Source organism: Aerococcus sp. UMB7834 (assembly GCF_030215145.1).
Lineage (GTDB): Bacteria > Bacillota > Bacilli > Lactobacillales > Aerococcaceae > Aerococcus.
On sequence record NZ_JASOLI010000007.1, the window covers coordinates 56,054 to 82,542 of the forward strand.

17 protein-coding genes and 1 tRNA gene are annotated in these 26,489 nt (G+C 49.6%); 12 read left to right on the forward strand and 6 right to left on the reverse strand.

Annotated features, from left to right (window positions below):
- Positions 1–213: 213 nt before the first annotated feature.
- Together QP339_RS06925 and QP339_RS06930 are read right to left on the reverse strand one after the other, a co-directional pair.
- Positions 214–1,605 (reverse strand): sensor histidine kinase, encoded by a 1,392-nt coding sequence (locus QP339_RS06925; RefSeq protein WP_284910930.1) that lies wholly within the window; start codon positions 1,603–1,605, stop codon positions 214–216.
- Complete coding sequence (locus QP339_RS06930; RefSeq protein WP_284910931.1) at positions 1,605–2,312, reverse strand: response regulator transcription factor; 708 nt, start codon at positions 2,310–2,312, stop codon at positions 1,605–1,607. Before QP339_RS06930 ends, QP339_RS06925 begins: the two co-directional genes overlap by 1 nt.
- 150 nt (positions 2,313–2,462) lie before the next feature.
- Between QP339_RS06930 and QP339_RS06935 the strand changes: the two genes are divergently transcribed.
- The 6 genes from QP339_RS06935 to QP339_RS06960 all read left to right on the forward strand — a co-directional run bounded on the left by QP339_RS06935 (position 2,463) and on the right by QP339_RS06960 (position 7,132).
- A complete protein-coding gene (locus QP339_RS06935; protein WP_284910932.1) occupies positions 2,463–3,233 on the forward strand; it encodes an ABC transporter ATP-binding protein in 771 nt (256 codons plus the stop codon).
- Entirely contained in the window at positions 3,211–3,939 is a 729-nt protein-coding gene (locus QP339_RS06940; RefSeq protein WP_284910933.1) for an ABC transporter permease, read from the forward strand. Before QP339_RS06935 ends, QP339_RS06940 begins: the two co-directional genes overlap by 23 nt.
- A gap of 17 nt (positions 3,940–3,956) precedes the next feature.
- Positions 3,957–4,715, forward strand: a complete 759-nt coding sequence (locus QP339_RS06945) for an ABC transporter permease (RefSeq protein ID WP_284910934.1) — start codon at positions 3,957–3,959, stop codon at positions 4,713–4,715.
- 72 nt (positions 4,716–4,787) lie between these two features.
- Positions 4,788–5,270, forward strand: coding sequence for a cupin domain-containing protein (locus QP339_RS06950; protein WP_284910935.1), 483 nt, complete (start codon positions 4,788–4,790; stop codon positions 5,268–5,270).
- Between the two features lie 2 nt (positions 5,271–5,272).
- The gene (locus QP339_RS06955) at positions 5,273–5,728 is read left to right on the forward strand and encodes a GNAT family N-acetyltransferase (protein WP_070619086.1); all 456 of its coding nucleotides are present in this window, start codon (positions 5,273–5,275) and stop codon (positions 5,726–5,728) included.
- 30 nt (positions 5,729–5,758) lie between these two features.
- Positions 5,759–7,132, forward strand: coding sequence for a DUF4767 domain-containing protein (locus QP339_RS06960; RefSeq protein WP_284910936.1), 1,374 nt, complete (start codon positions 5,759–5,761; stop codon positions 7,130–7,132).
- 262 nt (positions 7,133–7,394) lie between these two features.
- Here the strand turns inward: QP339_RS06960 and QP339_RS06965 are convergent.
- Together QP339_RS06965 and trhO are read right to left on the reverse strand one after the other, a co-directional pair.
- A tRNA-Pro gene (locus QP339_RS06965) sits at positions 7,395–7,468 on the reverse strand.
- A 345-nt stretch (positions 7,469–7,813) separates the two neighbouring features.
- Positions 7,814–8,788, reverse strand: a complete 975-nt coding sequence (gene trhO, locus QP339_RS06970) for an oxygen-dependent tRNA uridine(34) hydroxylase TrhO (protein WP_070619092.1) — start codon at positions 8,786–8,788, stop codon at positions 7,814–7,816.
- 172 nt (positions 8,789–8,960) lie between these two features.
- Here trhO and QP339_RS06975 point away from each other — a divergent pair, with 172 nt between their 5' ends.
- The 5 genes from QP339_RS06975 to QP339_RS06995 all read left to right on the forward strand — a co-directional run bounded on the left by QP339_RS06975 (position 8,961) and on the right by QP339_RS06995 (position 21,697).
- Positions 8,961–9,431, forward strand: coding sequence for a nuclear transport factor 2 family protein (locus QP339_RS06975; RefSeq protein WP_070619095.1), 471 nt, complete (start codon positions 8,961–8,963; stop codon positions 9,429–9,431).
- Positions 9,432–9,746: 315 nt separating this feature from the next.
- Positions 9,747–18,536 carry a G5 domain-containing protein gene (locus QP339_RS06980; RefSeq protein WP_284910937.1) on the forward strand — a complete coding sequence of 2,930 codons (8,790 nt, stop codon included), beginning with the start codon at positions 9,747–9,749 and terminating at the stop codon, positions 18,534–18,536.
- Positions 18,537–18,937: 401 nt separating this feature from the next.
- Positions 18,938–20,242 (forward strand): dicarboxylate/amino acid:cation symporter, encoded by a 1,305-nt coding sequence (locus QP339_RS06985; RefSeq protein ID WP_246818938.1) that lies wholly within the window; start codon positions 18,938–18,940, stop codon positions 20,240–20,242.
- Between the two features lie 150 nt (positions 20,243–20,392).
- Positions 20,393–20,932: a DUF4256 domain-containing protein gene (locus QP339_RS06990; protein ID WP_284910938.1), complete on the forward strand. Its 540-nt coding sequence runs from the start codon at positions 20,393–20,395 to the stop codon at positions 20,930–20,932.
- 21 nt (positions 20,933–20,953) lie between these two features.
- Positions 20,954–21,697, forward strand: a complete 744-nt coding sequence (locus QP339_RS06995; RefSeq protein WP_284910939.1) for a cyclase family protein — start codon at positions 20,954–20,956, stop codon at positions 21,695–21,697.
- 1,006 nt (positions 21,698–22,703) lie between these two features.
- On the opposite strand, the gene QP339_RS07000 is transcribed toward QP339_RS06995, so the two are convergent.
- Entirely contained in the window at positions 22,704–23,630 is a 927-nt protein-coding gene (locus QP339_RS07000) for a LysR family transcriptional regulator (protein WP_284910940.1), read from the reverse strand.
- A 121-nt stretch (positions 23,631–23,751) separates the two neighbouring features.
- On the opposite strand from QP339_RS07000, the gene QP339_RS07005 reads away from it, so the two are divergent.
- Complete coding sequence (locus QP339_RS07005) at positions 23,752–24,936, forward strand: uroporphyrinogen decarboxylase/cobalamine-independent methonine synthase family protein (RefSeq protein ID WP_284910941.1); 1,185 nt, start codon at positions 23,752–23,754, stop codon at positions 24,934–24,936.
- Positions 24,937–25,692: 756 nt separating this feature from the next.
- On the opposite strand, the gene QP339_RS07010 is transcribed toward QP339_RS07005, so the two are convergent.
- A complete protein-coding gene (locus tag QP339_RS07010) occupies positions 25,693–26,457 on the reverse strand; it encodes an SDR family NAD(P)-dependent oxidoreductase (RefSeq protein ID WP_284910942.1) in 765 nt (254 codons plus the stop codon).
- Between the last annotated feature and the right edge of the window lie 32 nt (positions 26,458–26,489).

A 26,489-nucleotide genomic window follows, 5' to 3' on the forward strand; every position in this document is an offset into this window, starting at 1 on the left:
AAGAGCCATGGCACCGGCTCGAGCCAAGGTCTCTCGCCTAGCGAGCTTCAAACGTCCAGTACGGCTGGCGCCTACTAGACGTAATTCACATCGCTTGCTTATTCATGGCTAACGATCGAATTCAAAGCTCCACTACTGCTCACTGCTAGCTTAAAAAACTGGTACTTTAATTATCTAGCTATCGACCTCAAAATGAGAACATTTATATCTTTTCTACTGGCTTCGGGAGAAGCTGATACGGGCTTGGAAGCCTTGGGGGGAGAGGGCTTGGACTTGGAAATCGCCATGGTGGTTGTCCATGATCTGGCGGACGATGCGCAGGCCGAGTCCGTGCTGGCCCTGGAAGGCTTCTTGGTCCTTGTTTGCCTGAGTGAGATCATCTTGGAGGCTTTGAATTTCTGCTGGAGACAGGCCTTGGCCGTTGTCGGAGACGCTAATAGTTATCTCATCGTTAAGGTCTTGGAAGGCAACTTGAATCCGGCAGCCCTGAGGATTGTGGCGGATGGCGTTGCTGATGAGGTTGGTTAAAGCCCTCTGGATGAGGTTCTTGTCGGCTACAAGCAGGCTGGGCTTTCCTGAGCCTTGGTAGGAGAAGTCGATGGTGTAGCGGTCTTCGTCTAAGCTATTGAGGAAGTCGGCGACGACTTGCCGGCAGAGGGCAAGTAAGTTGACTTCTTCTAGCTTGAGGGGCTGCATCTGGTAGTCCAGGCGTGAGGAGAGGTTGAGGTCTTCCACTAGGTCTTTGATTTTTTGTCCCTGGATGAAGATGGCTTTGATCTTCTTTTGGTCGCTAGGCCCTAAGTGTGGGCTGTTTAAGACTTGGTCGGCATAGCCCATGACCATGCTCAAGGGGGTGCGGATATCGTGGGAGATGCTTGAGATCCACTGGCTCCGAGCTTGGTCCTTCTTCTTAAGTTCAGCTCGCTGGGACTGGAGGAGGCTGGAGGCTTGGTTAATTTTTTGGGCGATTGGAGCGAAGGGGCCAGCTAGTTTGAGGTCCAACCTTTGCTTATTAGGCAGGGCTTGGATGGCTTCAGCTAGGGGGCCAAGTGCACGCAGTAGGCGACGGTTAGTGAAGAAATAGATGGCCAGCAGGAGGGCGAAGTCGATAGCCAGGACCAGGAAGATAAATTTAGGGGCTTGGGCAATAAACTGATAGGGCCAGCTGGGGTGCTGGAGCTTCCAGTAGCTCTGCTTGGGGTAGGCGACGACTAGGAGGCCCTGGTCAGACGTCCCGGTAAAGGTGGGATAGTCAGCCAGGTAACCGCTGTTGAAGGAGGCAATATCAGCGGTCGTGACTTGCTGGCCCAGGTTGATGGGGGTATTTTCTGACTGCCAGAGAATCTTAGGGGAATCCTTGGCCAAGAAGAAGGCCCAGGCCCCTTCTTCCTTGAGCCGCCGGGCACCGTTGGGACTGATTTGGTAGCGGCCTTGGTCTGCCTTGATTTCTTGGGCGACCTGGTCAGCCACCTGCCAGGGTGAGCCGTCTTTTTGGTAGGGGCTGGCCAGGAAGGCGAAGGCGAGGAGGTTAACGATGAGGAGTATAGCTGCGCTAGTAAGTACAATGCGGATGTAGCGGCTGAGAGCCTTGTGCCATGCTTCCATTAGGACTGTCCTTTCGTGAGCAGCTTGTAGCCTAGGCCCTTAGCGGTGACCAGGCATTGGGGATGGGAGGGGTCTGCTTCAATCTTCTTACGGACCCGACGGACATGGGTCATCAGGGCTTCTTCATAGCCAAAAGGATTGTCCCCCCAGATGGCTAGGCAGAGATTATCGATGGTGACAATCTTTCCCTCATTGCGGTAGAGCACGCGCAAGAGAGCCACTTCCTTGGCGGTCAGGCGGACTCTTTCCTCGCCCCGGATGACTTCAGCTGCTTCGAGGTCAACCTGGCAGTCCAGGAGGTCAAAGCGGCTTTCAGCCTTGGGATAGGCTCGCCTGAGGATGGCGGTAATCTTATAGAGGAGTTCCTTGGCCAGGAAGGGCTTGACCACATAATCATCCGCACCCAGGTCATAGCCCCGCAAGCGGTCCTCCGCTTCACCCCGGGCAGAGAGGAAGAGGATGGGGTAGTTCTGCTTTTCTCGCAGGCGCTGCATCAGGTCAAAGCCATTCATGTCTGGCAACATGATGTCCAGGATGGCGAGGTCGGGTGGCGTTTCCTTTACTAGGCCCAGGGCTTCCTCAGCCGATTGGGCGGTATAGATTTCCTGGTAGCCCCCTTGCCTCAGAAAGTCTGCGGTCATCTCCAATAAGTCCCTCTCATCATCGACTAAGAGGATCTTTTTTTCTTTTAAATAATGGCTAGTCATCGGCACTTCCTCCTTAAGGCTATTATAGGCAGGAAAAAAAGGGGAAGCAATGCTTCTTGGAAAATGTCAGGGAAATGTCAGTTTGGGGCCAGGGAGCTGTCAGCTTGCTTTGCTATGCTAGGGGCAAGTCAGGAAGAAAGGATGATCACAATGACTGACTACATCATCGAAAGTCACCACTTAAGTAAAGTTTATAAGGATTTTATCGCTGTCGACGAGGTCTCTCTCCATGTGAGACGGGCCTCGATCTATGGCTTGCTGGGGCCGAATGGGGCAGGCAAGTCGACCGCGATGAAGATGCTTTTGGGGCTGACGGCCCCATCTTCTGGCACTTGCCAGATTGACGGACTGAGCTTCCCTGAGGACCGTCAAGCTATTCTGCGCAAGGTTGGGGCCTTGATTGAGGCGCCATCCTACTATGCTAACCTCAGTGGACGGGAGAATTTGGACCTGATTCGGCGCATCTTGGACCTGGGCCCAGAAGCTGTGGACCAAGCCTTGGACCTGGTGGACTTACTGCCCTATGCTGACCGACTTGTCCGCCACTATTCGCTAGGGATGAAGCAGCGCTTGGGGATTGCCTCGGCCTTGATTGGACAACCCCCGCTCTTAATCCTGGATGAACCCACCAATGGTCTCGATCCGGCGGGCATCCATGAGATCCGCCAACTCATCCTCTCCCTCCCGCAACGCTATGGCTGTACGGTCTTGATCTCTTCCCATCTCTTGTCAGAAATGGAGCAGCTGGTAGACCACCTCTGCATCATGAACCGGGGCCGCCAGCTCTACGAAGGCTCACTGGATGACTTGATGGCCCAAGCAGGTGGCCAGGAGTCTTTAGAAGACCTCTTCCTAGAGAAGATTATAGCCGATAATCACGGACAAGGAGGGAGCTCTCATGTTAAAAGCCTTGCTGATTGAGGGGAAGAAGCTGAAGCGGACCGGGATTGTACCGGGTCTACTGTTGACTGGTCTCCTGGGAGCTGGGCTGCTTGGTCTGACATATTTCTTGCGGCGCGACCAGCTCTTGAACTTGCCTGGTGACCCCATCCAAGTCCTCCCGGTCCAACTCTATGGTGTACTGACTCTGCTGAATATGCTGGCCCTGGTCATCGCGGCAAGCCTAAGCTATGACCTCGAACACCGCGGCCAGGCTATCAAGCACCTCTACTTCTTGCCCTATTCTCTGGCTCGGATGTACCTGGCCAAGTTATGCCTCTTAATTATGCTGTACGGACTCAGTCTTCTCACCGAATTTGCCGCCATGGCGAGCTTGATGGCAGGGCAATTAGGCTTCACGGCTGATCGGCTGGCCTTAGTTGGCTTAGCATTTGGCCTGGCCTTTCTCTCGTCCTTGCCGGTCCTGACAGGGATGGTTCTTGTAGCCTCTCGCTGTCAGAACCTGTGGACCTCGCTGGGGGTTGGCTTAGTTGGCCTCCTCACTGGACTCGCCCTTGCCAACTTCAACCAGCCAGTGGTTCTTATCCATCCCTTTGTCTTGATGTTCCAGCCTTCTGCCAGGATGACCTTCACTTTGTCAGAGGGGATGGTCGGCTTGGCGGTCTTATCGGCCCTGTTTTACATTATCTGGGGCGTCTATCTTGCCCACAGCCGCCATTATGAATAAGAAAGGAGTCTATCCATATGTTAACGGTCCTAAAAGTTGAAAGCCTTAAGCTGCGCCGCACCCATATCTTACCTTTGATCTTGATTGCCCCCTTACTGATTATCCTAAGCGGTGTGCATTCGATTTCGGCTTATTTTACCCCGGAATATAAGGGGGCCTGGGGCGCTATGTTTATCCAATCCTGCCTCTTGTATGCCTACTACCTCCTGCCCTTCACCATGATTGTTGTTGCCTTAATGCTCAAGCGCTTGGAAACGAAGGATCGTGCCTTAGTCAAGCTGCTCAGTCTGCCGGTGAAAATAGGCCAAGTGAACCTGGCTAAATTTATCGTTCTGGTCACTTTCTTAGGACTAGAAATCCTCTTCTTCCTCTTTGTTTTTATAGTGGCGGGCCTTCTAGCCACACACTGGGCAGAGATTGACCAGGCGGTGCCCTTAGCCTACCTGGCCAGCAAGTGCCTGGGAATCTTTCTCACTATGTTGCCTTGCCTGGCCTGTATTTGGCTGTTTACTATTGTGATTAGCCAGCCTTTCTTATCCCTGGCTCTGAATTTATTCCTGGTTATTCCCAGTATTCTTTTTGCCAATACCAGCTTATGGATGCTTTACCCTTATTGCTACAGTGGCTACTATGTGAGCTGTGCCATGGCTGACTTCCAGAATGGCCTTGAAGCGACCTCTTTTAACGGCTTAGTCGCCCTAGTTTTCGGCAGTCTCTTCTTAGGCCTGGCCCTACTTTTGTCTAGCCGATACTTTGCCCACCGCGAACGCCACTAAGGTCAGCTTGGTCGAAAGGAGTAGGCGCCTAAGGAGGAAAATGGTAAACTGGAGGCAAAGGAGGTTTATTGAATGAAGACAAGTGCTGAATGGGCCAAAGCCCTGAACTTAGAGCCCCATGTGGAAGGGGGCTATTACCGGCAAGTGGTCAAGAGCTCAGAACGGGTGCGGGAGGGTGAGCGTGCCCTCTATACGAGTATTTATTTCGTGCTGGAAGCGGATAATCCCTCCCACTTCCATCGCTTAACTTGTGATGAGATTTGGTACTACCATGCCGGCCAGCCGCTGACCGTGCATATGATCCACCCTGATGGCCGCTATGAGACGGTGGACCTGGGTTTGGATCCGGAACAGGGCCAACACCTATCCTATGTGGTGCCCCAGGGAACCATCTTCGGCTCTACAGTAGAGGAAGGCTATGCCCTGGTCAGCTGCCTCTGTGCACCGGGATTTGAGTATGATGATTTTGAACTCTTTAGCCGCCAGGACTTGCTAGATCAGTACCCAGACCATGCGGCGATTATTGAGCGCTTAACGCGGGAAGATGAGGCCTAAGTATGGCCAGACACTTTCAAATCCGTGAAGTGACTAAGCGTGAAGACTATCTAGCGGACCTGCTGGGAATCTGGGAGGCGTCGATCCGAGCCAGCCATGATTTTCTTTCGGAAGAGGCTATCCAGGCCATTAAAGCAGAGGTCCCTGGGGCTTTGATGGGGGTAGCCCAGCTCGTCTTGGCCTGGTCAGCGGCGGGTGAACTTGTTGGCTTTATGGGGATCGATGGGGAGAACTTGGAGATGCTTTTTCTCCATCCGAATGCTTGGGGGCTGGGACTCGGCAGGGCCTTGCTTGAAGAAGGTTTGACTGCTTATGGGCTTCGCCAGCTCACCGTTAATGAGCAGAATCCCCAAGCGGTGGCCTTCTACCAGCATATGGGCTTTCGCTGTTACCGGCGAACCGAGCAGGATGAGGTGGGCAGGCCTTATCCCTTGCTTTATATGCGCTATGTTGGTTAAAGATGGTGTAAGAATTAGGATGGAGGACTGATGATGAGAAAAGGATGGATCAGATTAGGGGGCTTGGTCTTGGCTTGCCAGTTGGCTTTGGCTGCTTGTGGCCAGGAAGTAGCTAGCCCCAAGCAAAGCTCAGGCCAGGAACAAAGCCAGGCGACAGACCAGCTGACACGAGCAAATGAAGAGTCCAGTCAGGCGGAGCCTTCAAGCCCTGACCCGACCAAGGAATCCCTTGGGGCTGCTTCTGAGACGAAAGATAAGGACCAGTCAAGCTATATTCAAGGCCTCCGCCAAGCCAATGCACGTTGGTCAAAGCGTTTGGACCAAGCACTGGCTTCGGGCTTGCCCACCGCCCAAAGTGTTCAAGCCGCCGATCGTGATCCCGGTGATGTTCATCCAGCCATTGCCGCCCTCTATCAGAAATTGGACCAAGAACTGACTAAGGAGGACCACCAAGAGAACTACCGGGTCCTGTACTCGGATACTTTTGTCCTGGAGAAGATGCTCTTGCCAGAACTTGATGCAGCAGACCAAGAGGCTTTAGACCAGCTTAGGGAATGGTTGACGGGCTTGGTTTATGAAGACTATCAAAATCGCTTGGATGCTAAATGGCGGATGAGCCAGTATGTCTTAGATCACTTGGACTTTTCTAAGCAGATGGCGGATGTGGCGGCTCTAAGTGATGAGAGCTTTGACGAGGTCAACCGTTTGGCTGTCCACAACGGCGTCGCCATGGAAGCTTATCAGACCCTGGTTAATTATCCCAACTTCAAGGATGAAATTCCCTTCCAGGCCGACCTTTATTCTCACATTGTTTGGCCTTACTCGACGGATATCGGCTCTACTCGAGTCCAGGCCCAAGATCCAGCAACGGGTGAGATCTGGTTCGGTGTGCCTCTTGCAGGCGATGTAGGGTCCAAGCCAGCGGTCGACTATTCAGAGCGCTACGGTATAGCCATTAACAACCACTATCCGGATCGGCCGGCTCAAAGCTCAGAAGCCGTCGCTTGGTCAGGCTATAGAGCCTCTACGCTTGACTTCTTTATCAAGGAGAATTGGGGACGGGTGATGAAGCAGGACTATGAAGCCTACACGCCCGACCAGCCAGCTGATTTCTATGGGGCCAAGCTACCCCAGGAGGACTTCACGATCACCTTGGATGGTAAGACACGCCAAGTCCAAGCAGGGGATGACGCCGACGACTTGCGCTTGTTGGCAGCCTATAGCGATATCGAAGACAAGGATAACCCAAGCTCCGGTCGCCACTTTTACCTCTTTGTTGAAGATAAGGGGCGTCCCCGGGTCTTAGTGGCAGAGCAAGGTCCGGATAGCGAGGGCCAGGTCCACTTCAAGGACACCGCCAACCAGGAACTCCACCAAGGCTTCTTGAAGATATATGGTAACTAGGTCAATAGTCAGTGGACCGTATTCGAAGCTTGTGAGAAACAGCATTGTCGCAAAAAATATCCTTAGCAAGGTCCTATTAAGTAAAATAAGAACAATAAAAGAAGAGACTGGACATTGCCTTCCAGCCTCTTCTTTTTCTTGGTGATTTTTATTTTGAATAATGATCATTTGGTTCAACAGCGCAACGTATGCTCACTAGCACGATTAAATTGTTGAGTATACAAAAAACCGAGCGACTCAAAGAATCGCTCGGCCTTATAAATCGAGATGACAGGAATTGAACCTGCGACCCCTAGCATCCCATGCTAGTGCGCTACCAGACTGCGCTACATCTCGATAACTATCTGATAGAAGCTATTATAGCACAGATGATAAAAATATGCTAGGGAAGTTAGGAAAAAAGCGCCACTGCAAAACTAGGGGCGCTTTTCTCGTACCTCAGTAGAGTGCATAAGAGCAGACTTGGAGTGATTTCAGCTCATCGAAAAGTCTGATTGGTGTCAGTCTATTTTGATGCGCCGCCAATCATTCCAGTCTAATCAATCTTGTTCACACCCTGTAGTCGGGTTCAGGCTAGCAGAAAGAGCTCCTCTTCACCAAAATCCGCCGAAGACTTTCAGTCTTCTCTGGTTTTTGGCTCCAGAGGTCTCTTTCTCCCGCTAGCCTTCACACCCTTTATTTTTAAGCTTTTTCCGATACCTGCAAGCTTTCACCAATCGCGTTCAAGCGGTCTTCCCACTGGGCCTTGCTCAACCCGTGCTCAGCCACATAGCGGTTGCGGGGGTGGCGTCGGCATTCAGGGGAGCAGCCGCGCAGGTACTTATCCTCATTAGCCTCGGAGGCGAAGATCTGCTTGTTACATTCCGGATTGGCGCAGTTGACATAGCGGTCGCAAGGCTCGCCGTCGAAGTGGTCACGGCCGATAACGCTTGGATCGACATGGTTAATCGGTACGGAAATCCGCTCATCGAAAACATACATCTTGCCTTCCCAGAGGTCTCCCTTGGTTTCAGGGTCCTTGCCGTAAGTGTCGATGCCACCTTCTAATTGGCCAACTTTTTCCCCGATACCTTCACGGACCAGCCAGCCAGAGAATTTTTCGCAGCGGATGCCGCCGGTGCAGTAGACCACGACCTTCTTATCCATGAATTGCTCTTTATTGTCAATCACCCATTGAGGGAGTTCGCGGAAGGAGTGGATGTCTGGGCGGATGGCCCCTTGGAAGTGGCCCAGGTCGTATTCGTAGTCGTTCCGGGTGTCCAAGACAATGGTGTCTTCATCGAGGAGGGCTTCCCGGAAGTCGGTTGGCTTGAGATAGTCGCCGGTCGTCTCGAGGGGGTCCAGGTCTTCGTCCAAGTTGAGGGAGACGATTTCCTTGCGGGGACGGACGAACATCTTCTTGTGGGCATAGTCGTCCGCCTCGTCAATCTTGAACCAGACATCTTCAAAATCTGGCAGGCTGTGGACATAGGCCATGTACTGGTCAGTCTGGTCGATCGTCCCAGAGACCGTCCCGTTGATGCCTTCCTCACCGACCAGGACCCGGCCTCTGAGCCCAATCCCCTTGCAGAAGGCTAAGTGGTCTTTGGCAAAAGCCTCAGGATCTTCAATATGTTCATATTTATAAAATAATAAGACACGGTAGTCTTTTGTCATAATCTTTATTCCTCCTTTGTAGTTGCAAGCTACAAAATCTTACATTAGCCATTATACGCGCACAGCTTGGCCAGGGCGAATCTTATGCTCAGAGTAGTTCTTGGCAAGATTGGTCGACGCAAAGCACTCGTCAGGGTATAGAATGATGAGAAAAAGAAAGCAGGTACAGACGATGAAGCGATTAGAAAAATTAGAAGCGATTGAAGCCATTAAGCAGTGTAAGGCGCGTTACTGGCGAGCCATTGATAGTAAGGACTTCGACCTCTTAAGGACTGTCATGGCAGAGAGGGTGGTCTTTGATACCTCGCTTTCGACTTGGGACCCGATTAAGGGCCAGCACCCCTTGCTTCCAGCCAAAACAGAACCTTCTCGGTCACTAGCAGAAGTCATGGGGAATGCGCGAAAGATCATGGGCGCGGGTACCCAAAGTGCGCATATGGGCCATATCCCAGAAATCACCATCGAATCCGACTGCACAGCCAGGGCTTATTTTCCCTTTGAAGACCGGGTTCTCTTCAAAGGCTTTGCGGCCTTCAACGGCTACGGCTATTATAAGGATCACTTTGAGAAGATCGACGGCCAGTGGTTGATTGTCAAGAGCAAGATCTACCGCTACCGCTTAATCGTCGATTCCGTAGACTGATAAAAGCTTTGAACGCTATAAAGCTACATGTCCTTATCTTCGATATCATTAAATTCTTAGATAATAAAGTTTTTATTTTGTATCTTTTAATGGGGATTAAAGAGCAATAAAGCTTGTTAAATCAATATTTATTATGGATTTGAATTTAATATAAAAGCAAACAGCACTTAGAAATTGCCAGTCTAACAAGGAAATGCTAAGATACAATGTGTTAAGCTAACTAAATTATAATTTAGATTAAAACAAAAAAATAAACACTTTAGTGGAAGGCTTGTCTTTCTCCAGGAGATAAGCTTGCAAGCTAGGAGGATTTGTATGGAGAAGAATTATCGTTATGCGATTCGTAAGACGACACTCGGTGTGGGAAGTGTGGCGATCGCAGCTTTTTTAGCTGGTCAGGTTCAAGCCGTTGAAGCGGCAGAAAATCTTGACGCTGCTGCTATTACAGCCAACCAACCAGCAGCACCAGCTGCAGACTCTGAAGCGGCTCCCACACAACCGAGTAGCACGGGAACCGAAGCCCCTATTAATGAAGCCCTGAATACAGCGGCACCGACAGCTGGGGCTAACACCACCGCCAGAGATGGGGTTGCGACCACCGCTGACGGCCAGGTCAAAACAACGGCCGCTAATTCCGTCGCAGCCGACGAAGCCAAAGTCGGCGACTACCGGAATTCGGACTTGGCTAATAATGGGATTTCTGCAAACTTTATTGCTGAAGAAGTGGGGACGACTAAGGAAGGGGTTACCCCGACTGTTCTTAACCCATCTCCAACTTCCCAAGACAAGCGGAAGTTCGGAATCCAGATTGAAATTGACCGCGCTAAAGGTGAAAGAACCTATACGGGCGTTTACGTGACGGATAACCAAAGAGGGGCACAAGTCAAACCGGGCAACGGAGAAATTGTAAAACCCGGCCAAGACGCTGATTTTAAAAAGGTTAACTATCCAAGAACCCCTGAAGAAGAAGCTAAAATCGATGCAGGGGTAAAATTTGGCCGTCAGGTTGGAATTGGCATTAGTACCGGGGAAGAATTTCTTAGTGATCTCAATGCTATAGATAATAAGAATACGACTTTCGCCTGGAAGTCTGAATACACTCGGGATAATCCTAACACCAAGATGTTTACAGGAGAAAATTTTGGAGCTGGCTTCTCCGTCAACCCCTACCCTAATGAGAACAAGAATTTATCCATTATTTCCGTTGTAGGAGAAACTAATGTGGCTCATGTGCCGGTCCAAGGCCAATACCTGAAGACCGGGGCTCGGATTGAAAACCTATTGCCAGAAGACTACACCCGGATCACCAGTGAAGTTTACCACCCAGATGGAACGGTGGTTGATCCGAATGAAGCAAAAGCCTTACTTGTTGACTCTACAAATATCGAAAATTTAAGGTCAGAGTTAAATAAGACTTTAGAAAAAGAACTTAAAATACTTAATGATAATACCCAATTATCTGAGAAAGTAAGGGCAGAAAGAGAAGAAGATATTAGAACAAGATATGATGGTTCAACTATTAAGACGGGAGATATCATCTTTAAGATGCCTCAAGGGGCCCTGCAAGATCCCAATTCCATCTTTAACAATCCGAAATTCGAAGGCATTCAAAATCTCAATGTTCGCTTCTTCGCCAGACCGCGGACGGCAGACGAATTTAGTGCCATTGTTAAGGAAGCCAATGACTTACAAGGCTATGAAGATAAATTCTACGTCCCAACCGGTGCCGGCACAAAGGTCATTAACCACAATGGCCAAGCTGTCACCATCGACAAGCAAGGGATTGCCCGCTACGACCACTACAACAAGGTCGGGGAAATTACCGTCAACCTGGACGACACCAGATACTATGACCAATCTTTTAAAGATGCAAATGGGCAAAATACTGAAGATCACACCTCTTCTGCGATCAAACCTGGCGAACCATTTGAGGTCAATATGTTCATGCCACCGGAAAATGAGAAAAAGGCTAACCAAAAGACGCCGGACCAGATGAAAGCAGCTAAAGTTGCAGGTGAGGCAATAGGGGAGGTCAGGCATGACTTTGTAAAGGCTGAAAACCAAAAAATTGCTGATAGTAAGGGCAAGACAGTAGATGAATTGACTGAAGATGAGAAGTGGACCGTCACTCATAGTAGCGACGATATCACCAAATTCACGGTTAAGGCTCCCAAAGATGCTAAGCCAGGTGAATTTATCGCTGTGCCGGTAACTTATACCTATACCAATGGCTCGCAAGATATTCACTGGTTCCACTTTGTCGTCCAAGATGATGGCAATTATCGACCAGAATACCACGCCGAGACAGGCTTTCAAGGTGAGACTTTAACTAAGCTCCCAGAGCCCAAACCTGCTAAAGATGCTGAAAAGCATGACCCGGTATCCTATGAATTGGTTCCCGGAACCTATAAGGATAATGTTGGTAATGTTTGGGATAATGTAACGATTAATTCACAAACAGGTGAGGTTACGGCGGTTGTGCCTGAAAATGCCGATATCAAGGGTGGAGAGAATATCTACATCCCTGTTAAGGTAAATTACGCCAATGGAGCCACAGCTGAAATCAAGGCCCAATTTATCGCCCGGCCAACCAACATCGCTCAAGGCGGCCATGCGGTAGTAGAAGAGATTCCTTTTGAAACCCATGTGGTCTATGACGATACTCTCGATGCAGGAGTAGTCAAGAAGACAGATGGGGAACTGGGCTCTAAGCGCACGGTCTATGAATGGAACTATGACAACCGCAGACGGGCCAACCGCGATGGCCGGATGGTGGAACAACCGGTGATGACTAAGGTCCAAGAAACTATCATTAAGCCGAAGAAGGATGCTGAGATCCGAATTGGGGTTAAACCCGTTCAAACAGGACTGGATATTCCAATGACTACCGAATATATCCTTGATCCAAGCCTTCAACCGGGACAAGATGAAATGGTTGAAGAGGGCCAGGATGGCTATGTCTTGATTACATCCACCCGCAATCCTGAGACAGGAGCCATTAGCTTAAAGAAGACCATTGATACGCCAATGATGCCGCGTAAGATCAAGATTGCTAGCTATGAGCATAGCAATGATATTCCTTATGAAACACGGTTAGAATTCGATAACAGCCTGCCAGCTGGAAGTAAACAAGTGGTTCAAGAAGGAATCGTTGGGAAGACCCAAAGCAAGTATACCCCTGCTCGTCTAATTGATTCGGCTCCCCTCAGAGATTATCTCGACAACGTTAATGTTGAAACAGAAGGCGGTAGCTATTTACCTGGTGGTATTCCTAACTATGACAAGATCGCCAACTATCTTGTTGCCCAGGGCTATTGGGATAGAGATCTCTATACTAAGGGGGTCGATGAATATGGGGATATGACATCATTCTATGCTGGTGTGCCACTCTATAACTTTATTTACATGGACGCCAAGAATCATCTATCGGGAGATATTCTCCTCCCATCGACTGTTAGCACCAAGCCTGTCAAGCCAAAACAAGACCAAGTGATCAAAGTCGGCACCAAGACCACCGGCACGCTTGTTGACACTGATGACATTCCATTCAACTACACCGTGGAATTCGATCCGAACTTCTACACCAACTACCCCGACGCGACTGAGAACTACAAGGTCGTGACGCCAGGCCAAGCCGGGTCCAACAAGAAGACCTGGACCATTGAAAACTCCAAGATCGTGGGCGAGCCTGTCGTTGAAACAGTCGCTCCAGTCAATGCCGTGATCAAGGTCGGCCAAAAAGACTACAATGGCTCCTTTGAAACGGTAGACAAGGACCCTGTTCCATTCGAAACCGAATACATTGTAGATAATAGCTTAAATCCAGGTGCTGAAGTGGTAGAAAAACCAGGTGGGCTCGGTGAGAAGACCACTACAACTACCCACACCATTAAGAATGGTCAAGTGACGGCTTCGACACCAGGTCAAAGTGTTCAAACTAAGGCCCCCATCAAACGGGTCGTTCGCATTGGGGCTAAGACCAATGGGACACACCAAGTGACCGAAGCAATTCCATTCCAAGTGGAAGTGAAGAAAGACCCATCAGTCAAGGAGGGCGAATACAAGATCGAGACGCCTGGTAAGGCAGGTAGCCAGACCAAGACCCTGACCATTGAAAACTCTCAAGTAACAGCAACATCTGAGCCAACCATTGATGAACAAGCTACCAATGCGGTAGTCTTAGTTGGCGACCAAGACTTTACCGGCGAAGTCAGCCATGATGTGACTGAGAAAGTCCCATTCCCAGTCAAGGTCCTTGAAGATCCAAGTCTAGACAAGGGGACTTACCATGTGGACCAAGAAGGGGTGCCAGGAACCAAGACCACAACTTATACCCAAGCCATTAAGAATGGAGCCGCTGATGGGGCATTGACCTCAGATGTCAAAGGGGAAACACCAGCTAAGGAACACATTATCCGGGTCGGCACCAAGCCTTTAGCCGGTTCGACCAATGTGACAACCAGCAACCAAAAACCATTCGATGTGGAAATTGAATACGACAACACCAAGCCTGCCGGTACAGTCGAAGTGGTACCAAATACAGGCATTCCAGGTGAAGAGACCAAGACCACGCCAGTTACCGCCCAAGACGGTACTGTGACTGCTGGCGAAACAAGCACTACTGAAACCAAGGCCCCAATCAACAAGAAAATTATTGTCGGGACCCAAGGCTACAACGGTGAATTCAGCCATGAATATACCAATGTCCTGCCATTTGAAACCGAAGTTGAAGTCGACCCAAGTCTGGCACCAAACGAAGTGGTTGAAGTGCAAAAAGGCCAGTTAGGTGAAACCACCACCAAGGTAAGCCAAAGCATTACTAACGGTGTTCCTGGTGAGAAAGTGGTTTCTGATCCGGTTCAAACTAAGGCACCGGTCAACCGCAAGATCAAGGTGGGAGCTAAGACGGAAGGCGTCCATACTTACACTGAAGAATTGCCATTTAGCTACACAGTGGAATACGACCCAGCCATCGAAGCTGGCAAGTATGAAATCGTGACCCCAGGGGCAGTCGGCTCACGGACCACGGAATGGCCAATCACCAATTCTGTAGTTGGCGAGGGCAAGCTGACCCAAGAAACACCGGCTAGCAACGCGCTTATCAAGGTTGGAAACAAGGACTTTACCGGCCAAGTGACCCATACCGAAACAGTACCAGTACCAAATACGGTAGAAATCCGCTACAATCCGAATGTCAAAGCTGGCGAAACCAAGGTCCTTGAAGAAGGGAAGCCAGGTTCCGTTGATGTGACCTACACTCAAGGCATTCGAAATGGCCAAGCTGACGGCGAGCTCAAGAAGACCGAAGCAAACCGCCTAGAGCCAGTTAACCGGGTTATTGAAGTGGGCACCCAGCCAGTTAGCGGGACCGAAACCCCAATCCAGCAAGATGTTCCGGTTGAAGTTGAATACCTTTATGACAACACCAAGGACAAGGGCTTTGTTGAAGCCGGTCAAGTCACTCCTGGCAAGACCGAAAGCAAGGTTGTTTCCAAGCTGGTCGACGGCCAAGTGGTCAACACCGTTGAAAATGTCGTGACACCAGCTAAACAACAAATTATTGTCGGGACTAAGGACTATACGGGAGAATTTAAACATACCGAACAAAGTATTGCGCCATACCGAACCATCTACAAGTTGGACCCAACGCTCAAGCATGGTCAAGAAGTCGTTGATCAAGAAGGTCAATTTGGCTTAATCCAACGTCAAGTCAGCCAAGACTTCGTGAATGGCAAGCTCGGTGAGAAGACTTATAGTCCGACAGAAGAAGTGATGAAACCGCAAGACCGAATTGTCCGCATTGGTTCAATGACTGACGGCAGCCACACTTCTACAGAAGAAATTCCATTTGCGGTCAAGGTTGAAGTTGATCCAAACTTGCCTAAGGGTGACTACCAAGTTGTCACACCAGGTGAGCCAGGGACCAAAGAAACCACGATAACGATTGAGAACTCTCAAGTGGTTGGTACACCTTCTAGCAAGCTGACCAAAGAACCTGTTACCCAAGTCATCAAGGTGGGCGACCAAGACTTCACGGGCGAAGTGTCCCATAATGTCACTGAAGCCCTCCCATTCAAGGTTGAAATCCAAGAAGATCCAAATCTCCCACTCTTCGAAATCCAAGAAGTTCAAAAGGGCGAGAACGGGTCCAAGACCACTAAGTACAGTCAAGCCATTAAGAATGGGGCGGCAGATGGCCAGCTGAAGACGGAAGAAATCGCTCGTACGGAACCCAAGACCCATATCATCAAGGTCGGTACTAAGGCCCCAGAAAATGCTGAAAGCAGGGTCAAGGAAGTCCCAGCCGAGATTGAATATGTTTACGACAATACTAAGGACAAGGGCGTCGTTGAAAAGGGTGCCTACACTCCAGGTAAGGTTGAAAGCAAGATTAAGAACGTCTTCAACCCACAAACTGGCCAGATCGAAACCACAACCGAAGAAGTGGTGATCCCAGCCAAGCAAGTGATTGTGGTGGGCACCAAGGACTACACTGGTGAATTTAAGCACACCGAACAAAGCCTGGCCCCATTCAAGACTGAATACAAATTGGATCCAAGCTTGAAGCCAGGCCAAGAAGTGGTTGAACAAGAAGGTAAACTCGGTTTAATCGAACGCGATGTTAGTCAGAAATACGTCAATGGCACGATGGCAGACAAGGTCTTTGGCCAAACCCGCGAAGTGATCGCTCCTGAAAATCGGATCGTCCGCATTGGGGCCAAGACTGATGGCAGCCACATTTCCACAGAAGAAATTCCATTTGATGTCAAGGTTGAAGTCGATCCAAGCCTGCCTAAGGGTGACTACCAAGTGCTGACTCCAGGTCAACCAGGGACTAAGGAAACAACCGTTACGATTGAGAATTCCCAAATTGTTGGCCAACCCGTATCTAAAGTGACCAAAGAACCTGTGACTCAAGTGATTAAGGTCGGCAACCAAGACTTTACCGGTCAAGTGAACCACACCGAACGCTTCGAAGTGCCTTACAAGGTCGAAGTGCGCGAGAATCCAAATCTCAAGGCTGGCGAAACCAAGCTGGTCCAAGAAGGTCAGCCAGGTTCTTATGACGTGACCTACACCCAAGCCATCAAGAATGGCCAAGCCGATGGTCAACTGGAACGCGCAATCTCTAATCCAGTCGAACCTAAAGCCCATATCCTTGAAGTCGGCACCCAGCCTGTTGCTGGTACCGAAACAGCCATCAACAAGGAAATCCCAGTTGAAATTGAATACGTCTTTGATGACAGCCTTGAAAAAGGTCAAGTTCAAACCGGTCAATTGACTCCAGGTAAGTCAGAAACTAGAGTCGTTTCTAAGGTTGTGGACGGCCAGGTGGTCAATACAGAAGAAACGGTCGTAACCCCAGCTAAACACATCGTCCGCGTTGGGTCCAAGGACTTCACCGGTGACTACAAGTTCTCCAATACCTGTCCTGTGCCATTCCCAGTTGAAATCAGACAAAACCCTGATCTCACAGTTGGAACAAGCAAGACAGTCCAAGAGGGCGTTCCTGGTTCTAAGACCACGGACTACACCCAAGCCATTAAGAATGGCCAGGCTGACGGCGCACCAGTCAGCCAAGACGGCGCCTACACTGCACCAAAAGCCCACATCATTGAAGTGGGCACCAAGCCAGTTCAAGGCAACAGCCATGAAAGCAACAAGGATGTGCCTGTTGAAACCATCTTTGAATATGATCCAAGTCTGGACAAGGGCAAGCTAGAAACTGTCCAAGTTGTACCAGGTCATGTGACCAGTCAAATTGTCAACAAGGTGGTTGATGGCAAGGTTGTGACGGAAGAAGTACCTTTAGTGACCCCAGCCAAGCACATTGTGAAGGTGGGCACCAAGGGCTATGACGGCCAGTTCAACCATGAAAGTATCCACGAAACGCCTTTTGCAACGGAAGTGATCTATGACGACCAGCTCGATTCAGGCAAGGTCGAAGAAGTCCAAGCCGGTCAGCCAGGCCAAGTCAAGGAAACCGTGACCCAAGTAATTGTTAACGGTGTTCTCCAAGACAAGCAAGTCAACCAGGAAGTCCTCCGCGAACCGCAAAAACGGATCCTCCGCGTCGGCATCAAGCAATTGATTAAGGAAGTTCCAGTTGAGAAGATTGTGGAAGTTGTCAAGGAAGTTCCCGTTGAAAAGGTCGTTGAAGTGGTTAAGGAAGTCCCTGTTGAGGTCATCAAAGAAGTTCCTGTCGAAGTGATCAAGGAAGTTCCTGTCGAGAAGATTGTTGAGATCGTTAAGGAAGTTCCCGTTGAGAAAGTAGTCGAAGTCGTTAAGGAAGTTCCCGTTGAAGTGATCAAGGAAGTTCCTGTCGAAGTGATCAGGGAAGTACCGGTTGAAATCATCAAGGACTGCCTAGGCATTGAAGTGGTCTACAACAAGGACCTCAAGCCTGGCCAAGTCAAAGTGGTAGATCCTGGCGAAAAGCGCATCAGCGAAATCCGGGACGGCAAGACCGTGGTGAAACAGGAAGGCCGCAAGATGATCGTTGAAGTCGGCTGTGCTAAGACGGATAAACCAGCTGTCATCCCTCACAATCCAGAAGGCGACAAGGACCAATCGAAAGATCCTCAAGATCCACAAGGCGACAAGGACCAGTCTAAGGACCCTCAAGATCCACAAGGCGGTAAGGACCAATCTACAGATCCAAAAGAGCCAGAATCAGGTCATAAAGACCCTCAATCCGATGAGAAAGAGCCAGAAGCCGGCAAGGATCCCCAAGGTTCAGACAAGGATAAACTGCCAAGCAAGGATCCTCAAAACGGCGACCAAGACAAGCTGAAGGACAAGGATCATGCCATCTCTAAAGATCCAGAATCAGGTCATAAAGATCCAAGCTCTGCTGACAAAGTTCCTTCATTCGAAGAAAGACGTCAAGACACTAAGCCTGAAGCAGTCAAGCTCAACACAGACCAAGTTAAAGTCCTAAAAGGAAGCAGTCCAGAAAGTGGACAAGCCAAGGCCTATACGCCGCTGACCCAATTGCCAGCGACTGGGGCAGAGGCTAGCGCTAACCGCTTCCACCCAGCCGTATTGACCCTCGTGCTAGGACTCGGTCTCTTGACCTTCTCCACGAAGAAGAAAAAAGCTTAATCCATTAAGCAAAACTTGACTTTAATCGCTAAGTTGAACCAAGTGAAGATAAGTCAGAGCGCATCAAGAATATAATCTTGGTGCGCTTTTTTATCGTTTAGTTTTGATCTGAGGGGGAGTCCACTTATTTTTTTTGTGGACTAGGATGAATACTTAGCTAGATAAGAGAACAGTAAGATTCTGTTTAATTTTTAATCATTAATGTGAAATCGATAGCAAGTGACATTGTGAAGCTGATGGATCAGTGTTAGTATAAGTACGGATAAATTGCAAGGGGGTGAATGAAAGGAAAAAACGATCACAGTATGGTAAACGGGTGCAATTGCTAAGGTTTGTTTAAGAATTTCCATGCTTTTCGAAGGTGAATTAAGAATGGAAAAATTTGTGAAAGGGAGAGTATTGTGAAAAGTTTATTAGCAGTCCTTGTGACTTTAGTTTTATATTATATTCTTTACCGGATGCAAAAAAGAAAACTATCTTTAATGGTCCGGGTGCTAACAGCAACAGCTATGGGTGCTGTTCTAGGTTTTATCTTTATGGGACATACTGACTATGTGGTTGTCTTTGGGAAGGTTTATGCTAACCTCTTGATGGCCTTTGTGATTCCCTTATTAGTATTTTCAATTGTAGCTACAATCATTAATATTGGCGATATGAAGACCTTGGGATCGATTGGTGGACGGATCTTGGGTTTTCTTTCTTTGCATAACATTTTAGGTTCGATCATTGCCATTATTGTCGGCGGCTTGATGCATCTTGGCCTGAATTCAGGAGTACAGTTTGATAAAGCTGCAGAACTTGAAGAAGTGCCTCATTTTTCAGAAGTTATTATTAGTTTCTTCCCCCGCAATATTGTTGATAATATGGCCAACAATAATATTGTGCCGATTGTTATTTTCAGTGTCATTGTGGGTCTAGTTATTTTAATTTATGAAGATAAGTCTGAAATCCAAGCTTTTATTGATTTTGTGCAAGCGGGGAATAAGTTGATGAACCGGGCGATCGGCGCAATTGTCAAGTTTACACCTTATGCTGTCTTATCTTTGTTGGCTAACCAAGTGTCTTCTTTGGATTTGTCCTTTGTGACGTCCTTGTTAAGCTTACTGGCAGCTGTTTATATTGCCTGTCTCTTCCACAGCTTCATTACATCTTCCGCCATGGTGGCTCTCTTCAGCCAGCACAATCCCTTCAAGGTTCAGCGTAAGATCTTCCCTGCTTGGTTGGTAGGCTTTACGACCCAAAGTTCTATTGGCTCTATTCCAGCTAGTGTGAAGAGTCAGCGGAGTCTAGGTGTTCCTGAAAATATTGCCTCCATCTCTGCATCGATAGGAACCACTTTTGGGATGCCTGGTTGTGCTGCCATTTGGCCAGTTCTACTTGCTATCTTTACGATTAATGCCTTAAATATCGACTTTGGCCTCAACCAATATGTCCTCATGATTGGTGCGGCCCTCCTTGCCTCGATTGGGACGGTGGGTGTTCCTGGCACAGGGACCATTCAAGCCACGGCGCTCTTTGCAGCTATGGGCTTACCGGTTGAAATGATCCTGGTTCTTAGTCCAATTGCTGGAGTAGCGGATATGGCGCGGACCTCAACCAATGTTCATACAGGTGCAATTACTGGCTTCTTGGTGGCTGCCCGTGAACATAGTATTAACGAAGAGGAATACGCCACTCGCTTGGATGAACAAAGTGATAATTTTTAGAAAATAACGTCCTCTGCCATACTGTACGCATGAAAGTGCCAGAAGAGCTTATCTCTTTTGGTGCTTTTTTCTTTGATCAGGTCGCCTGGCTAAAATTTGGATCTAAAACATGTTATCCTAGGCTTAATAATAGAGAAGGGAGACTGTCATATGGATTTGAATGAGCGCTTGAAGCCGGTGGCGGAACGTTTTGAGGCCCATCCTGACCGCCATCCGGATTGGACTTGGGAGGACGTGCTGGCTTGTTTAGCAGGCAGGGAAGACCTTGTAGAGAGCCTGCTTGCCATGGAAGAGACAGGCGGCGAACCGGATTTGATCGCCAGCGAACCCTTTAGGCGGGCCTTTTTTGCGGATATGAGCCTAGAGACTCCGGCAGGGCGGCGGAGTCTCTGCTATGACCGGGAGGCACGCTTGGGGCGGAAGAAGTTTCCACCTGAGACGAGCGTCGAAGAGATGTGCCAGGCCATGGGGACACGATTGATGCCAATCGATATGTATTTGACCTTGCACTTGTTAGAGAATCTTGATTCAAAGACCTCTTCTTGGCTGAAGACACCAGCTGCAGTGCGTGAATTAGGAGGCGCTGTCTTTGGCGATTATCGCTATGGCCAGGCCTTTATCTACCACAATGGAGCTGATGCTTACTATAAGTCGAGGGGCTTTCGGAGTTTTATTTATTTGCCTGATTGAGATAATTTGGAGGATGATTAAATGACAACACATGAACTACTTGCTGGCTTGAAAGCGAAAAAATGGGTCAATCTGACCCATGAAGTGACTAAGGATATGGCCATCTACCAGGCCTTCAACCCCCTGCAAGAGCGGGTGCTGACGACCTTGGAGGAGACGGGGTCGGACAACCGGGAATACACCCTGGGAACTTCCCATGGGACTCATATTGACGCGCCGGCCCACTTCATGGCGGGCGGCCGGATCATGGCAGATATTCCCCAGAAGGAACGCTACCTGCCCCTCTATGTTTTGCATCTGGAAGACAAGGTGGCAGCAAACGCTGGTTATGCCGTGACGGTGGAAGATATTAAGGCCTTCGAAGCCCGCTATGGCGACATTCCAGCAGGCGCTTTTGTCGCCTTCTCGTCCGGCTGGTACAAGCGGATCCATTCCCAGGAGGCCTTCACCAATACCAATGAAGATGGGGTGGAAGTGACGCCGGGCTGGTCGGTGGCTGCCTTGGAATACCTGAGCCGCGACCAGGGGATTACCGCCATTGGCCACGAGACACTGAATACTGATGCAGGCCCTGAAGCCGCTGCAGCCGGTGACCTGGTTGCCCAGCGCTTTTGGCTCAACGAAAACAAGTTCCAGGTCGAAGTCATGGCTAATTTGGACCAGGTCCCTGCTGTTGGCAGTGCGATTATGATCAACGCACCCCATATCAAAGATGCCGTTGCCTTCCCAGCTGAAGTAATTGCGGTCCTCGATGAGGAAGCCTAGTTTGGGAACAGTGAGGGACGCTTAATAGAAGCTATGGAAAAACCAGCAGAATGTGGGCTCTGCTGGTTTTTCGTTCTTCTGGTGCTTGCTTGTCGAATTTTCAAATGATGACCGGATTTGCAAGTAGACTTGCGCCAACTCGCAAACGGAGCCGCCATTAGCAAGTAGAGCTGCGTCGACTCGCAAACGGGGCTCTGCTTAGCAAGTAGGGGCGCACCAACTCGCGAACAAGGCCAGCATTAGCAAGTAGCCCCTAATAGGCAAGCTGCCATTTCTCTTCCCATAATGAAAACAAGCTAGCGAGGTCCTGCTAGCTTGTTTAACCGATTATTTTATTGAAAAAAATTGCCAATACACAATTGGGATCGTTGTTTGTGTGTTGGCGCTTGCGAACACTCATTTGAAGGTCTTAATTGTGTGGTGAATCTTGCCAGTACACACTAAAAGGGTCCAATTGTGGATTGAAAGCAGTCAAGCCACTATGGAAGGTCTTAATTGTGTGTTAGATCTAACGAACCCACACTTCAGGTTTTTGTTTGTGGGTCGGTCTCGTTTTTTATAAATAGTATTTTTTACTCACGATGGGCAATCGTCCAAGCCTTGCTTGCCCTTATTCCAACTTACTCCAAGCAACTAAAGCTAAGCGCTCTTTCTTACACCCTCCCTAGTCGGGTTCGGTCGCGCAGCTTCCTTGTCACTTCACAAGTCTCCGCCGCAGTCTGTTAGACTGCTCTGGTGACTTGCTCCAGTGAAAGGAAGCTGACCGCGCGCCTTCACACCCTTAGCCGGGTTCAGGCTAGCAGAAATAGCTCCTCTTCACCAAAATCCGCCGAAGACTTTCAGTCTTCTCTGGCTTTTGGCTCCAGAGGTCTATTTCTCCCGCTAGCCTTCACACCCTAGTTGGGTTCGACTTGGCAGGCTTGGAGTGATTTCACAATTAAGAAACGAGCGAATGCTTCGCCCTTATTCTTAATTGCTCCAATCATCCAAGCCTAAGCGCCAAGTCTCACACCCTTTGTTTTTCTAAGCCTTCTTTTAGGCAGTCTTCTAGGATGCTGATGAATTCTTTGGCGATGGGGTTGGGGGTGTGGCTGTCGTTGGTGAGGTAGCCGATTTCGATTTCTTCGCTGGAGTCGAGGGGGATGGCGATGATGTCTTCGCCGTTGAGGTTGGCGTTGATGATGCCCGAGGAGATGGTGTAGCCGTTGAGGCCAATCATGAGGTTGAAGATTGTGGCCCGGTCGCTGACGACGATGGATTGTTTGACGTCCTGGTCAGCGTGGACTTCTTCCCAGAAGTAGAAGGAGTTGTGCTTGCCCTGGTCGAAGTTGAGCCGGGGGTAGGGGGCTAGGTCCTCGAAGGTCAGGCGCTTCTTATGGGCCAGGGGGTGTCCCTTGTAGGTGAAGATATGGGGCTTGGCGGTGACTAGGGGGGTGAAGCTGAGGTGCTTGTCAGAGAGGACTCGGTCAATGATCTGCCGGTTGTAGTGGCTGCGGTAGATAACGCCCAATTCGCTCCGCAATTGGTAAACTTCCTCAATTACCTCATAGGTCCGAACCTCTTTAACCGAGGCTTGGAAGGCCTTGTCCTGGTGGCGCTTGAGCAGGCGGGAGAAGGCCTCGACGACGAAGGCATAGTGGTGGCAGACGACAGAGAAGATGGGCAGGGCTGGTGGTTCCTTGTCGAAGTAGCGGCGCTCAACCAGCTGCATCTGCTCCAGGATTTGGTTGGCGTATTGGAGGAATTCCTCGCCGTCCGTGGTCAGAGAGATCCCGCGCGAGCTCCGGGTGAAGAGGGTGACGTCCAGTTCCTTTTCCAGTTTGGTCATGGCATTGGATAGAGAAGGTTGGGAGATATAGAGTTTGTTGGCAGCCTGGCTGAGGGATAGCTCGCTGGCGATGGTTTGGAAATATTTAAAGTCTTCGAGGCGCATGGTCTGGCTCCTTTTCAAAAGATTGGCTATAGTCTACCGCTATAGCTAGCTCTTGTAAATAGATATTTCAAATTTTTCTGGCCTTCGCGTATAGTAAGAGTCAAGAAAGCGAGTGATTGACATGACAACTTTTTCCAAACGATTCTTAACAGTAGGCTCTCTCCTACGTCCAAAAGAACTTTTAAAATATAAAAATGAAATTGAAAAACGCGATGACATTACTTATCCCTTCTATGATGACCTGCCAGGCTACAAGGAAGCTGAAGAAGCAGCAGTCAAGGACATTGTGGCCAAGCAAGTGGCCCATGGTCTGACCGAAATCTCTGATGGGGAATTCCAACGCTCACTCTGGCACTTGGACTTTGCCTGGGGCCTACAGGGGATCGACCGCTATATCAATGATTCCGGCTACCACTTCTACGAAGAGGATGAAGATGGCAACAAGCAGGACTATGAAACCCGACGCGATATCGGCCTCCATGTGACCGGTAAATTATCGGGCAAGAACCATCCTTTCGTTGACCACTTCAAGCTGGTCAAGGAACTTGCGCCAGAGGATGTGGCGGTTAAACACACCATCTTCGCGCCGGGTCACCTCTACTTTGAATTATTGGCTCTTGGTGAAATTGGGGAAGGGAAGTTCTATTCTGACCTAGCTGAATTCCGCCATGACCTAGCCCATGCTTACAAGGAATTCGTTAAGGAATATGCGGAAGCTGGGGCTGAAATTCTCCAAATTGACGACTGTATCTGGGCCAGTTTTGTCGGTGATGAGGATGAAATCCGCTTAGACTCCCTAGATTTCGATGGGTCCAGCTTCTCCAAGGAAGAACTGGCCAATCAATTGATTGAATTGAATAATGCGGTAGCTGACTATGCCCATGAACTCGGGCTCAAAGTCTACGGCCACAACTGCCGGGGCAACTATGCTTCTCGGGCCTTCACAGATGGCGCCTATACAGAAGTCGCCCAGTACTTCCTGGCCCGTCAGCACTATGACCGCTTCTACTTAGAATGGGATGACGAACGGGCCGGTAGCTTGTCTGCACTCAAGGTCTTCAAAGATCGCCCAGATGTGGAAGTCGTTGTGGGTGCCCTGTCTTCTAAGACGGCTGGTTTGGATGACGCGGACCGTGCCCTCCGCCTCCTCGACGAAGCGACCAAGTACATTCCTAAAGAAAACTTATACCTCTCCCACCAATGTGGCTTTGCTTCTTGCGACTGCGGCAATGAATTGACCGAAGACCAGCAGTGGGCTAAGATCGACCAAGGCCATGAGATCGCCTACCAGTTCTTTGGGGAATAGGATGATTTTGTAAAAAAATATTCTGCTTACAAGATGAAATGTGCTGGTGAGCAGGCGTTTCGCTGTTGAATTTGGGCCTTAGATAGGCCCGGTGCATAAAGAGACTGCTCTTTCAATAGCTGGTATGTTTGTTCATCGCAAGCTCCTCTTGATTAGGGGAGCTTTTGACAGTTAAAAAGGCTGGAGCTAAGTTTCCAGCCTTTTTTGGTGCAGATAATTAACGGAGCTAAGTGTGCTTGTTCATAGCCTTAGATAGGGTCGAAGTATGAAGCCACACTTAAAGACTCTGTTTGGGTATTAGATGTTGCCAAGCCACACTGGATGGCTTTGTTTGGGTGTTGAAACTTGTCAATCCACACTCGGGGCCTCTGTTTGAATGTTGAATAACGTCAACCCACACTCTGAGCTTTTGAGTGGATGTCGGGAGTCGCTAAGCCACAATTGTAAGCTTTGATTGAGGGTTAGATCATTTAAAAATCTTTGCTCCAGAGCTTTACCTCTACCTGCGTTCCCTCACACCCTAGTCGGGTTCGGTCGCGCAGCTTCCTTGTCACTTCACATAAAGCCGTCGAAGGTTTTCAACCTTCTCTGGCTTTATGCTCCAGTGAAAGGAAGCTAACCGCGCGCCCTCTCACCCTTAGTTGGGTTCGACTTGGCAGGCTTGGAGTGATTTCACAAGTGAGGAACGAGCGAATGCTTCGTTCTTATCCTGACTTGCTCCAATCATCCAAGCCTAGACGCCAAGTCTCACACCCTTTACGGTCTTTGGTTTTGGCCGCCGTCGACATCCAGAGTGCGGCCGGTGATCATTTTACCGGCGGGGCTGGCGAGGTAGAGGCAGGTGCCGCCGACGTGGGTGGCGCCGTCTGGAAATTGCCGGGCGGGGACGCTAGCGAGGACGGCTTGGTATTCTTCGGGGTGTTCTTTGGACCACTCTTCGAAGGCAGGGGTGAGGACGGCGGGGCAGATGGCATTGGTGTTGATGCCGTACTGGCTCCATTCGGTCGCTGCTACCCGGGTGAGCCCGCGGATGGCTTCTTTGGTCGCAGCATAGGAGGCGAAGCCGGCCATACCCGTGATGCCTGCACCCGATCCCATGTTGATAATACTGCCCTTGCTTTCTTTTAGGTAGGGGAAGCAGGCCTTCATGTAGTTGAAGGTCCCGTAGAGGCCGGAATTAATGGCCAGGCGGAAGTCGTCCAGGGTCTGGTCTTCCAGGGCAATGCCGGTGTTCACAGCCTGGGCATTGTTGATGAGGACATCGATTCGCCCTAGCTTGTCCACAATGGCCGCAACCACTTCTTGGACCCGGTCTTCTTCACCGCCATCGGCCACGAAGTAGTGGATCTGTGCTTCATAGCGTTCGCGGAAGTCTTCGACGGTGGCAGCTAAAGTTTTTTCCGTTCGTCCGGTAATGACCACCTGGTAGTGGGCCTGGCAGAAGGCTTCTGTGATATCATGGCCCAGTCCCGAACCGCCTCCGGTAATAATGGCGACCTTGTCTTGATTTTCTCTTGTCATCTCTTAGCACTCCTTTATTTCTTGAACTTATG

What these genes read in the sequence shown, in the direction of transcription:
- QP339_RS06925 (WP_284910930.1), bottom strand. Translation starts at nt 1,605, where the DNA reads ATGGAAGCATGGCACAAGGCTCTCAGCCGCTACATCCGCATTGTACTT.
- QP339_RS06930 (WP_284910931.1), bottom strand. Translation starts at nt 2,312, where the DNA reads ATGACTAGCCATTATTTAAAAGAAAAAAAGATCCTCTTAGTCGATGAT.
- QP339_RS06935 (WP_284910932.1), top strand. Translation starts at nt 2,463, where the DNA reads ATGACTGACTACATCATCGAAAGTCACCACTTAAGTAAAGTTTATAAG.
- QP339_RS06940 (WP_284910933.1), top strand. Translation starts at nt 3,211, where the DNA reads ATGTTAAAAGCCTTGCTGATTGAGGGGAAGAAGCTGAAGCGGACCGGG.
- QP339_RS06945 (WP_284910934.1), top strand. Translation starts at nt 3,957, where the DNA reads ATGTTAACGGTCCTAAAAGTTGAAAGCCTTAAGCTGCGCCGCACCCAT.
- QP339_RS06950 (WP_284910935.1), top strand. Translation starts at nt 4,788, where the DNA reads ATGAAGACAAGTGCTGAATGGGCCAAAGCCCTGAACTTAGAGCCCCAT.
- QP339_RS06955 (WP_070619086.1), top strand. Translation starts at nt 5,273, where the DNA reads ATGGCCAGACACTTTCAAATCCGTGAAGTGACTAAGCGTGAAGACTAT.
- QP339_RS06960 (WP_284910936.1), top strand. Translation starts at nt 5,759, where the DNA reads ATGATGAGAAAAGGATGGATCAGATTAGGGGGCTTGGTCTTGGCTTGC.
- trhO (WP_070619092.1), bottom strand. Translation starts at nt 8,788, where the DNA reads ATGACAAAAGACTACCGTGTCTTATTATTTTATAAATATGAACATATT.
- QP339_RS06975 (WP_070619095.1), top strand. Translation starts at nt 8,961, where the DNA reads ATGAAGCGATTAGAAAAATTAGAAGCGATTGAAGCCATTAAGCAGTGT.
- QP339_RS06980 (WP_284910937.1), top strand. Translation starts at nt 9,747, where the DNA reads ATGGAGAAGAATTATCGTTATGCGATTCGTAAGACGACACTCGGTGTG.
- QP339_RS06990 (WP_284910938.1), top strand. Translation starts at nt 20,393, where the DNA reads ATGGATTTGAATGAGCGCTTGAAGCCGGTGGCGGAACGTTTTGAGGCC.
- QP339_RS06995 (WP_284910939.1), top strand. Translation starts at nt 20,954, where the DNA reads ATGACAACACATGAACTACTTGCTGGCTTGAAAGCGAAAAAATGGGTC.
- QP339_RS07000 (WP_284910940.1), bottom strand. Translation starts at nt 23,630, where the DNA reads ATGCGCCTCGAAGACTTTAAATATTTCCAAACCATCGCCAGCGAGCTA.
- QP339_RS07005 (WP_284910941.1), top strand. Translation starts at nt 23,752, where the DNA reads ATGACAACTTTTTCCAAACGATTCTTAACAGTAGGCTCTCTCCTACGT.
- QP339_RS07010 (WP_284910942.1), bottom strand. Translation starts at nt 26,457, where the DNA reads ATGACAAGAGAAAATCAAGACAAGGTCGCCATTATTACCGGAGGCGGT.